We start from the raw sequence: 9,534 nt of genomic DNA on the forward strand, positions 1-9,534 counted from the left end.
TTTAAAGGGAATTTTAATAATAATTATTCTATTTGAGAGAATCGTTCTTATTGCCAAATGGTAAAAATAAAGTGCGGTGGAAATTTGATGAATTTTTTCAGCCTGTATCACAACATACAGGCTGAAAGTGAACATTTAAGCAAGGGGAATGCTGGAGAAAAATACCAGTAAAATAGGCGGTACGATATTGGTTACAAAGCCAAAACTAATTGCCAGCGGTACAACTTCAATGCCACCAGAACGTTGAATAATCGGCAAGGTGCAATCTAATGCGGTTGCGCCTGCCATTCCAACGGCGGTAGAGCGATAATTAAACATAAAAAAGGGAATAATGAATAAGCTGACAATTTCCCGTGAAAGATCGTTAAAAAAGGCGATGCTGCCAAAAACAGGCCCCCAAGCATCATTAATCACCACGCTGGAAAGGGAATACCAACCAAAGCCCGAAGCAATGGCTAGGCCTTGTGTAACAGGTAAATCCAGTACATAAGCGGAAATAATCCCACCTAACAATGAAGTGAGAATAAAAACCAGCCCTGTATAAAGCCCGCGCTTATTGAAGATGACTTCACGCAATGCAATGCCGTTATTACGCAGCTGAATGCCGACAAAAAAGATCAGCAGCACTAAGGCATAAGTGCTTGTACTAAAAGGAAAAGCAAGCCATTCTTTGGTCAAAATTCCCACCACAAAACCGATCAACACCATTGAGCAAAGCTTGGTGCTGTCTAATAATAATCGCCCGCGTGAAGGTAAATCTTTGCCTAAATGTTTAAGTGGCTGTGGGCGTAGTTTGTCATACAGTATTAAGCCGAGAATATTGCAGCCTTGAATGATTAAAGCAAAAGTGAAAGCAGAAATACCAATTAATGGTAAGGTGTTGGCAAGATCGTCCAAATGCCCTAACGACACGCCCATAATGAATAAAATCACATAGAGCAGCAGCATCACAATTTGATTTATACGCTGCAAAAGTGCGGTGTTTTTTGTCTTAAAAAAATACCCTAAACACATTGGGCCAAGGACGATAAGTAACCCTTCAAACACAGTTTTTTCCTTAAAATGATGAAATTATTGTGCTATTTTACGCAAGTGAACTGAAAATACCAAGTAAACCAAGGATAGAAGGAGCGGTGATGTATTTGCGTCAATTAGATATTGTAGGATTTCGTGGCATAAACCGCCTTTCATTTACCTTGCAACCGAATATGGTGTTGATTGGTGAAAATGCCTGGGGGAAATCCAGTTTATTGGCGGCGTTGAGCTTAATTTTTAATGATGAGAAGCGCCTTTATCAATTCCAAGCAACGGATTTTTATCAGGACGAAAATAATGCCTTTACGGCGAAAGAAATCACCCTTTTCTTTACCTTTAGTGTTCATCGTGAAGCTAAATCCTTAACGCATTTTCCTTATAACCAATTGGCTATTTTTGATGATGAACCCTATGCCAAAATTTATTTTCAGATTACAGGGGAAATGCAAGGGGCTGAGATTATCACCACCTATCATTTTTTAGATGGCGAAGGGAATGTGCTTAAGCTGGAAAATCCTGAGCAAATGGCAATGGCGTTAATTGCACAGCACCCTGTTTACCGTTTTCGTGATGCAAGGTTGAATTCATCGGCCAAGCATCAACATTTTTCAGCGTTGCCTTTGTTAGATGATTCGAAAGTCAATCGTGAAATTCAATCCACACTGCACTTGCTGCAACATTATTTTCTCAATCGTGCGATGGCGGCAGAATTAATGCAAGATACCACCGCACTTTGGAATGATGTGAAATCTCTTTGCCTAAAATTGCGAGAAAAACAGCATCATTCATTACGTCATATTTTATTCCAACAATTAACCCAATTATTTGTTTCCGCCGATGAATTACGCGATTTTCATAGCTTGCGGCCGATTATTTTATTTGAAGATCCCGATGCTCGCCTGCACCCAAGAATGGTGGCGATCATTTGGGAGTTGGTCAGTTATTTGCCGATCCAACGCATCACCACCACGAATTCCGTAGAATTGCTTTCACAAATTCCTTTACAATCCATTTGTCGTTTAGTAAGAAATACAGAGCGCACCGAAGCCTTTCAGCTTGCACATCAATTAAATAAAGAAGAATTACGCCGTTTGAGCTTTCATATTCGGCATAATCGTAGCCTTGCATTATTTTCTCGAATGTGGCTGTTGGTGGAGGGCGAAACGGAAGTTTGGATTTTAACTGAATTGGCAGAATTACTTGGTATTGATCTTGCGATGGAAGGCATCAGGATCGTGGAATTTGCCCAGTGTGGCTTGCGCCCTTTGATTCATTATGCCAAAGCAATGGGAATTGAGTGGTATGTGCTGACTGATGGCGATGAAGCTGGCAAAAAATATTCTGCAACGGCGAAAAGTCTGCTCAATGATAAGGAACAGTCAGCAATGCGGCTCACGTATTTGCCGAAAAAAGACATTGAGCATTTTTTCTATTATGCTGGTTTTGAACAAACTTTTATTCGATTGGCACGCTGGCAAGATCATTCGCAGAAATATTTGGTTCATCGCATCATTCAACGTGCTATACAACGCACATCAAAGCCCGATCTTGCGGTGGCATTATCCAATGAGATAAAACAGCGTGGGGTTGCGTCCATTCCACGTTTGTTTAAACAGCTTTTCACGCGCGTGTTAATTTTAGCGCGTTCATCTTAAGAAATCATCTAAGTTCGAACAAGCGAAGCGATAGAGAACAAATGACAGAAAAAAGAGAAAAAATAAGCGGCAATTAATGCCGCTTTATTTCGCTGATTTAGGCTAAACGGGGATTTTAATTTCCCGAATTTTCATTGTGAAGCCGTCAATGAGCAATAATCGCCCACATAAATTCTCACCTATTTTCAACCGCACTTTGATCGCTTCAAGGGCTTGCATTGATCCCACTATTCCCACCATTGGCGCAAGCACCCCTGTTTCCACACAGCTTAATGGCGCATTACCAAAAAGCTGGCTAAGCTGGCGGTAAGTGGGTGTGTTTTCTTCATAAGTGAACACAGAAATTTGCCCTTCCATACGGATTGCCGCACCAGAAACCAGCGGTGTTTTGCTTTGCTCACAACAACGATCTAGCTGATTGCGCGTTTCCACATTATCGGTACAATCTAGCACCACATCAACGCCTTGCAATAATGCGAGTAGGGCATCATCATCTAATTGTTGATTGATGGTTTCCAGCTTAACGTGCGGATTTAAACGCTGTAAACTGAGCTTGGCGGATTCCACTTTGGGCATTGCCAGACGGCTATCATCGTGCAACACTTGGCGCTGTAAGTTAGACAAAGAAACGGTATCAAAATCCACTAAAATCAATTTGCCAACGCCTGCCACGGCTAAATATTGGCTCGCCGCACAGCCTAAACCGCCCAAGCCCATTATCAGCATTGTGCTGTCTTTCAGTGTTTCTTGCCCGTCAAAATCAATGGCTTTCAGCACAATTTGGCGGTTGTAGCGTAGTTCTTCTTCAGCAGTGAGTTCGATCATAATCAGCCTAATAATTCATTAACCCAATAATTCATTGAAAGGTTCAATGGTCACCATTTCACCTGCTTGCACGTTGCCACGTTCTGCTTCTAATACAATAAAACAGTTGCTTTCAATGAAAGCACTAAAGAGATGAGAACCTTGGAAACCCACGGCTCTTACTTCAAGTTGTCCTTGCGCATTGACCCAATAAAAACCGCGTTGGAAATCTTTGCGACCCACGCCTTTTTTCAGATTCTCACTTACGATTGCCTTAAGCTGTTGTGGCGCTTGCCATTGGCTGTAACCACTGAGCTTGGCAATGGCAGGCTGCACTAATTGATAAAAGGTAACCAAGGCGGACACAGGATTGCCCGGCAAGCCGCAGAACCACGCCTTTTCTAATTTACCAAACGCAAAAGGTTTCCCCGGTTTCATTGCAATTTTCCAGAAATTAACCGTCCCTAGTTTTTCTAAAATCGTCTTGGTGAAATCCGCTTCACCCACTGACACGCCACCGCTGGTGATCACTAAATCTGCCTGTTCTTGCGCTTGCAAAAAGGCTGTTTCAAATAGCGCTTCATCATCAGGCAGAATGCCGAAGTCTAAAATTTCGCAAGGCAATTTTTCCAATAATAATTTCACAGTAAAGCGATTGGTATCGTAAATTTTACCGCTGCTCAATGGCTCGCCAACAGGAACTAATTCATCGCCAGTGGATAAAATCGCTACTTTCAAACGTGGAAATACAGGCACTTCAGCAATGCCTAAGGAAGCAAGCAACGGCAAGGGAAGTGTGGTGAGTTTTTCACCTGTTTTTAGCACTACGTCCCCTTGTTTAACATCTTCACCGGCTCGGCGAATATTTTGCCCCAATGTTGGCATTTCGTTGAAAGTAACCGTGCCGTCTTCATTAAGTTGCACATTTTCTTGCATTACTACTGCGTCTGCGCCAGCTGGGATCATCGCACCAGTCATAATTCGCACCGCACTTTGTGGCAACCATTCGCCATTAAAAGGATTGCCTGCAAAAGCTTTGCCAGCCACGCAGAGTGTGCGTGATTGGGCAAGATCTGCAAGACGCACCGCATAGCCGTCCATCGCAGAATTATCAAAAGATGGCACGTTAATTGGAGAGATAATATCCGCCGCACAAATGCGCTGGCTGGCTTGCGAAAGCGGCAAAGTTTCCGTTTGTTGCGGCGCAGGAAGCTGTGCCAACATTTCATTCAAAGCTTGTTCAATGCTTAACATAAATTGTCCTTTTTCAATCAAGAATTGCATTCTATTCTACAAGAAAGTGCGGTGATTTTTATAGAAATTTTCATACTGAACCGCTATCTTTCTCATTTTATTATTGTTTTATTGTCTGATAGAATAGCCCAATTTGAAATTTGGAGAGTAGTGAATGAACAAGATTTCCCCAGAGGCGGAGAAAGTCCGTCAGGCATTGGTGAGTAAAGGGATTGAAACCCCAATGGTGGATACGCAACTGACAAAATCACAGCGCCGTGAAGGCATTGAGCAGCATATGCGTGAAGTGATGAAATTGATCGGTCTGGATTTGCGTGATGATAGCCTTGAGGAAACGCCAGTTCGTTTGGCGAAAATGTTCGTTGATGAAATTTTTAGTGGGCTAGATTATGCCAACTTCCCGAAAATCACCAATATTGAAAATCGAATGAAAGTGAGCGAAATGGTGTTGGTGAATGATGTAACTTTAACCAGCACTTGCGAGCATCATTTTGTGACTATCGATGGCATGGTGTCGGTGGCTTATTATCCGAAAAAATGGGTGATCGGGTTATCAAAAATCAATCGCGTAGTGGCATTTTTTGCCCAACGCCCACAGGTGCAAGAGCGTTTAACAGAACAAATTTTGCTCGCATTCCAAACAATTTTAGAAACAGAAAATGTGGCGGTTTATGTAAAAGCCACCCATTTTTGTGTGAAATGCCGCGGAATTAAGGACACAAATAGTTACACGGTAACCTCTGCATTTGGTGGGGTGTTCCTTGATGATCGTGAAACTAGGAAAGAATTTTTAACACTTATAAATAAATAATCTAATCAATAGGTTATATGAAAAAAACAGGGCTGAATTTAGCCCTATTTTTTATTTACTTATCTAGTTCCTCAATCAAATCATCAATCGCTTTGCACAATAAGGTGCGATCGTGGCGGTAGCTGATGTCGTCAGCACGCAAACGTCTGGCAATAATTTTTAACTGCGGATCGCTATTTTCTGGCATTAAACCGTTTTGTACGATCGCGCCATCAATAATCTTTTTCCCAACGGTTTCGTTAATCCAATTTATTCGATCTTGTAAAGAAAGCGCTGCGGACGGGCTATGTTCAACCCCAAGATTGTCGATGAAAATTTTTTTCGCTTGGCTGTTTTTTAATGCTTCGATAATTTCAGGGAGCAAAATCGGTGGCATTATGCTAGTGAGAAAACTGCCTGGGCCAAATAAAATCACTTCAGCTTGTTGAATAGCGCAAATGGCTTCAGGCGTGGCGCTGACAAGGGGAACAAGGAAAATAGAGTTAGGCAGTTCGCTCAGCTCATCAATTTCCACTTCACCTACCACGCTAGAGCCAGAAGGCAAGGAAGCAGCAAGATGCACCGCACTTTCTGACATCGGTACAATAAAAGATTTCACGCGCAGTAAATCACGGATTAAATTCACCCCTTCGGTAGGACGAATTTGCATATTTTCTAAGGCTTTTAGCATTAAATTGCCAAGATTATGCCCCGCAAGTTCTCCACTATTGGCGGAAAAACGGTATTCAAACAGTGCAGAAGCGGTGCTAGGTTCAGTGATAATTTGGTTAAGACAATTGCGTAAATCACCCCACGCAATGCCACCTTGTTGTTTCCGAATTCTGCCTGTGGAACTACCGTTGTCAGTGGTGGTAACAATGCCCGTTAAGCGTTCTTTCATAAAACTGAGTGCAGACATCACGCGGCCAAGTCCGTGTCCGCCGCCAATAGCTACAATGTGATTTATCTTATCTAAATTTTCGTGCCGACTGTGCGGTGTTAAATCACTCATTGTTTTTCCTTTAAAATGTGAGCGTTATAAGAGAATTAGGGGTAAGTATAAACAAATTTGTTTAAAAGTGCGGTAGAAATTTTGTGAATTTTCGTTATATAGCATTTTATACAATTGATTTATAAGTAAAATATGGCATTTTTTTGATATAGATCCCATTCTAGGTATGGATAAATTGTTGTTAAGCCCTTAGAATAGGGAAAATTTTCGCATAACTCCGAGCTTGTTCACCTACGTTTTGTTGATTGCAAAATAGGGTGGCAATGCCAGCAATGCATTTTGTATTGCTCAGGGATACGTTGGAAACGGCTTATCCTCTCCATTTTAGAAAGGTGTCTAATGCAAAGCATTCCTATACAAATTCCTGTAAAACAGGTGGGGGAAACGCGTCTTATTGATGGGTTTGCCCGCCAATATTATTATTTGCGACTGTCCATTACGGATATGTGCAATTTCCGCTGTAACTATTGTTTACCCAATGGTTATCAGCCAGAGGCCAATAAACCGAGCTTTCTTACTCAAAGTGAAATAGTCCGCCTAGTGCGTGCTTTTGCCCATCTTGGTACGGAAAAAATTCGTATCACGGGTGGCGAGCCAACCTTGCGCAAGGATTTTCTTTCTATTGTTGAAAAGATTCAGCAAATTGAAGGCATCAAACAAATTGCTCTGACCACCAATGGTTACCGTATGGCGAAAGACATTGCCGCGTGGAAACAAGCGGGGATTACGTCCGTTAATGTGAGTGTGGATAGCCTTGATGCGAAGATCTTTCAGCGTATTACTGGCGTGGATAAGTTTGCTGAAATTATGCAGGGTATTGATCGTGCCTTTGAAGTGGGGTATCAGAAAGTTAAAGTTAATGCGGTGCTGATGAAAAATCTCAATGATCAGGAATTTTCAGGCTTTTTAGATTGGATAAAACATCGCCCGATTCAAATGCGTTTTATTGAGTTAATGCAGACAGGTGAAATGGATCAGTTTTTCCAACGTTATCATCTATCAGGGCAAATTTTAGCAGAAAAATTACTGGCTTCAGGTTGGCAATTGCAACAGCGCGGTTATTTAGACGGCCCAGCTAAAGTGTTTAAACACCCAGATTATCAAGGTGAAATTGGCTTAATTATGCCTTATGAAAAAAACTTCTGCGCCAGTTGTAATCGTCTGCGAGTTTCAGCCAAGGGCAAACTTCATCTTTGTTTGTTTGGTGAAGAAGGTATCGAATTGCGAGATTTGTTACAAGCGGATAATCAGCAATCTCTTTTAGAATCGCGAATTTTCTCTGCGTTACAGGGTAAGCGAGAACATCACTTTTTACATAATGGTGATAGCGGCGTGCGTAATCATCTTGCCAGCATTGGCGGTTAATCAAGGAATTATAATGACCACATTTACTCATATTAATAATAATGGCGAAGCCAATATGGTGGACGTTTCGGGTAAGCAAGAAACCGTGCGTGAAGCAAGAGCAGAAGCACTGGTTACAATGTCACAATCTACTTTGCAAATGATTTTATCAGGGCAACACCACAAAGGTGATGTGTTTGCCACAGCGCGTATTGCTGGCATTCAGGCGGCAAAACGCACTTGGGATTTAATTCCCTTATGCCACCCATTATTGCTTTCAAAAGTGGAAGTATCCTTAACTGCCCTGCCTGAAAGCAATCAAGTGCGTATTGAAAGTCTATGCAAATTAACAGGCAAAACAGGCGTGGAAATGGAAGCACTTACCGCTGCAAGCGTGGCTGCCTTAACGATTTATGATATGTGCAAGGCGGTGCAGAAAGATATTGTGATTGAGCATATTCGCCTTTTAGAAAAGTGCGGTGGAAAATATGGCCATTTTTTAGCAGGAAAACTGAATGATTAAAGTATTATTTTTTGCCCAAACACGAGAGCTGATTGGGGTTGATGAAATTGAAATCTCGGGCCAATTTACCAATGCAGAAGCACTACGCCAACATTTGAGCGCCAAAGGTGAGAAATGGGCGTTAGCGTTAGATAAAGAAAAGCTTTTGGTTGCCATTAATCAAACCTTGGCTAGTCTTGAAAGTGCGGTGCAAAATGGCGATGAAATTGCCTTTTTCCCACCTGTTACAGGAGGCTAAAATGGCTGAAATTCAAATTGCGGTACAAACTGCCAATTTTGATCAAAATGCGGTTTATCGTTGGGTTTCCGCACCAAATAGTGTCGGCGCTGCCGTGATTTTCGTGGGAAAAGTGCGCGAAATGAATTTGGGCGATAGTGTATCCAGTTTATTTTTAGAACATTATCCTGCGATGACAGAAAAAGCCTTGCGTGAAATTGTTGATGAGGCTTGCACGCGTTGGAATTTATTACGCGTTGCGGTAATTCACCGCGTGGGCTTACTGCATACGGGCGATGAAATTGTGCTAGTCGCAGTGAGTTCCCCTCATCGTGGTGAAGCTTATCAAGCCAATGAATTTATTATGGATTTTCTCAAAAGCAAAGCGCCGTTTTGGAAAAAAGAACAGACAGAAAAGGGCGAGCGTTGGGTCGAACATCGAGAAAGTGATCAACAGGCTTTGGAAAGGTGGTGAAAGTTGAGTTTTTTATAAGTATTCTCATTATTTAAGGTGTACAGCCTAAAATTTAGGCTTTTTAAAATTTTTTGTAAAAACTTGTCAAAAAACACTTGCAAAGATTTTCAAGATGCCTATAATACGCCGCACACAACGACACGACGTTGTAAACAAGTTGAAAGTACACCTCGCGTCGTTGTTTTTTGCTCTTTAACAATCAATCAGACAATCTGTGTGGGCACTTGTTGATTCTGGAAAAAACTTAAAAGATTTAGAAACAATTAGTGCTTAACTGAAATTCATAGTGATTTTTAATAAAATCATAGAGCTTTGTTAGTGTACGAATTGAGAAAGATTAAACTGAAGAGTTTGATCATGGCTCAGATTGAACGCTGGCGGCAGGCTTAACACATGCAAGTCGAACGGTAACGGGTTGAAAGCTT

The 9,534-nt window shown here is 41.7% G+C and carries 10 protein-coding genes, 1 rRNA gene and 1 riboswitch; of the genes, 7 read left to right on the plus strand and 4 right to left on the minus strand.

The annotated features are described in order from the left end of the window. Positions 1–135 precede the first annotated feature (135 nt). Positions 136–1,047 (minus strand): LysO family transporter, encoded by a 912-nt coding sequence (locus ACNAV8_RS04505; protein WP_415777288.1) that lies wholly within the window; start codon positions 1,045–1,047, stop codon positions 136–138. An 89-nt stretch (positions 1,048–1,136) separates the two neighbouring features. Between ACNAV8_RS04505 and ACNAV8_RS04510 the strand changes: the two genes are divergently transcribed. After that, a complete protein-coding gene (locus ACNAV8_RS04510; RefSeq protein ID WP_103855726.1) occupies positions 1,137–2,690 on the plus strand; it encodes a DUF2813 domain-containing protein in 1,554 nt (517 codons plus the stop codon). Between the two features lie 102 nt (positions 2,691–2,792). On the opposite strand, the gene moeB is transcribed toward ACNAV8_RS04510, so the two are convergent. Together moeB and moeA are read right to left on the minus strand one after the other, a co-directional pair. After that, positions 2,793–3,515 carry a molybdopterin-synthase adenylyltransferase MoeB gene (gene moeB / locus ACNAV8_RS04515; protein WP_103855727.1) on the minus strand — a complete coding sequence of 241 codons (723 nt, stop codon included), beginning with the start codon at positions 3,513–3,515 and terminating at the stop codon, positions 2,793–2,795. An 18-nt stretch (positions 3,516–3,533) separates the two neighbouring features. Continuing rightward, a complete protein-coding gene (gene moeA / locus ACNAV8_RS04520) occupies positions 3,534–4,748 on the minus strand; it encodes a molybdopterin molybdotransferase MoeA (RefSeq protein WP_103855734.1) in 1,215 nt (404 codons plus the stop codon). 154 nt (positions 4,749–4,902) lie between these two features. Here moeA and folE point away from each other — a divergent pair, with 154 nt between their 5' ends. Then, a complete protein-coding gene (gene folE, locus ACNAV8_RS04525; protein WP_103855728.1) occupies positions 4,903–5,559 on the plus strand; it encodes a GTP cyclohydrolase I FolE in 657 nt (218 codons plus the stop codon). Positions 5,560–5,614: 55 nt separating this feature from the next. Here the strand turns inward: folE and ACNAV8_RS04530 are convergent, their stop codons facing one another. Further along, positions 5,615–6,550 carry a gluconeogenesis factor YvcK family protein gene (locus ACNAV8_RS04530; RefSeq protein ID WP_103855729.1) on the minus strand — a complete coding sequence of 312 codons (936 nt, stop codon included), beginning with the start codon at positions 6,548–6,550 and terminating at the stop codon, positions 5,615–5,617. A 203-nt stretch (positions 6,551–6,753) separates the two neighbouring features. Further along, positions 6,754–6,901, plus strand: a riboswitch (molybdenum cofactor riboswitch). Here ACNAV8_RS04530 and moaA point away from each other — a divergent pair. The 5 genes from moaA to ACNAV8_RS04555 all read left to right on the plus strand — a co-directional run. Further along, a complete protein-coding gene (moaA, locus tag ACNAV8_RS04535; RefSeq protein ID WP_103855730.1) occupies positions 6,890–7,915 on the plus strand; it encodes a GTP 3',8-cyclase MoaA in 1,026 nt (341 codons plus the stop codon). (Overlaps the previous riboswitch by 12 nt.) Before the next feature lie 13 nt (positions 7,916–7,928). Further along, positions 7,929–8,417, plus strand: coding sequence for a cyclic pyranopterin monophosphate synthase MoaC (gene moaC, locus ACNAV8_RS04540; protein ID WP_103855731.1), 489 nt, complete (start codon positions 7,929–7,931; stop codon positions 8,415–8,417). After that, positions 8,410–8,655, plus strand: coding sequence for a molybdopterin synthase sulfur carrier subunit (moaD, locus tag ACNAV8_RS04545; RefSeq protein ID WP_103855732.1), 246 nt, complete (start codon positions 8,410–8,412; stop codon positions 8,653–8,655). The genes moaC and moaD overlap by 8 nt, the downstream gene beginning before the upstream one ends. A gap of 1 nt (position 8,656) precedes the next feature. Next, positions 8,657–9,109, plus strand: a complete 453-nt coding sequence (gene moaE / locus ACNAV8_RS04550; RefSeq protein WP_103855733.1) for a molybdopterin synthase catalytic subunit MoaE — start codon at positions 8,657–8,659, stop codon at positions 9,107–9,109. Between the two features lie 339 nt (positions 9,110–9,448). Further along, a 16S ribosomal RNA gene (locus ACNAV8_RS04555) occupies positions 9,449–9,534 on the plus strand; the annotation flags it as partial.

The organism is Avibacterium endocarditidis (assembly GCF_965138825.1).
GTDB lineage: Bacteria > Pseudomonadota > Gammaproteobacteria > Enterobacterales > Pasteurellaceae > Avibacterium > Avibacterium endocarditidis.

Excerpts from the sequence above, each read along its gene's own strand:
- moaE (WP_103855733.1), top strand. The coding sequence starts at position 8,657 with ATGGCTGAAATTCAAATTGCGGTACAAACTGCCAATTTTGATCAAAAT.
- ACNAV8_RS04510 (WP_103855726.1), top strand. The coding sequence starts at position 1,137 with ATGTATTTGCGTCAATTAGATATTGTAGGATTTCGTGGCATAAACCGC.
- moeA (WP_103855734.1), bottom strand. The coding sequence starts at position 4,748 with ATGTTAAGCATTGAACAAGCTTTGAATGAAATGTTGGCACAGCTTCCT.
- moeB (WP_103855727.1), bottom strand. The coding sequence starts at position 3,515 with ATGATCGAACTCACTGCTGAAGAAGAACTACGCTACAACCGCCAAATT.
- folE (WP_103855728.1), top strand. The coding sequence starts at position 4,903 with ATGAACAAGATTTCCCCAGAGGCGGAGAAAGTCCGTCAGGCATTGGTG.
- moaD (WP_103855732.1), top strand. The coding sequence starts at position 8,410 with ATGATTAAAGTATTATTTTTTGCCCAAACACGAGAGCTGATTGGGGTT.
- ACNAV8_RS04530 (WP_103855729.1), bottom strand. The coding sequence starts at position 6,550 with ATGAGTGATTTAACACCGCACAGTCGGCACGAAAATTTAGATAAGATA.
- moaA (WP_103855730.1), top strand. The coding sequence starts at position 6,890 with ATGCAAAGCATTCCTATACAAATTCCTGTAAAACAGGTGGGGGAAACG.
- moaC (WP_103855731.1), top strand. The coding sequence starts at position 7,929 with ATGACCACATTTACTCATATTAATAATAATGGCGAAGCCAATATGGTG.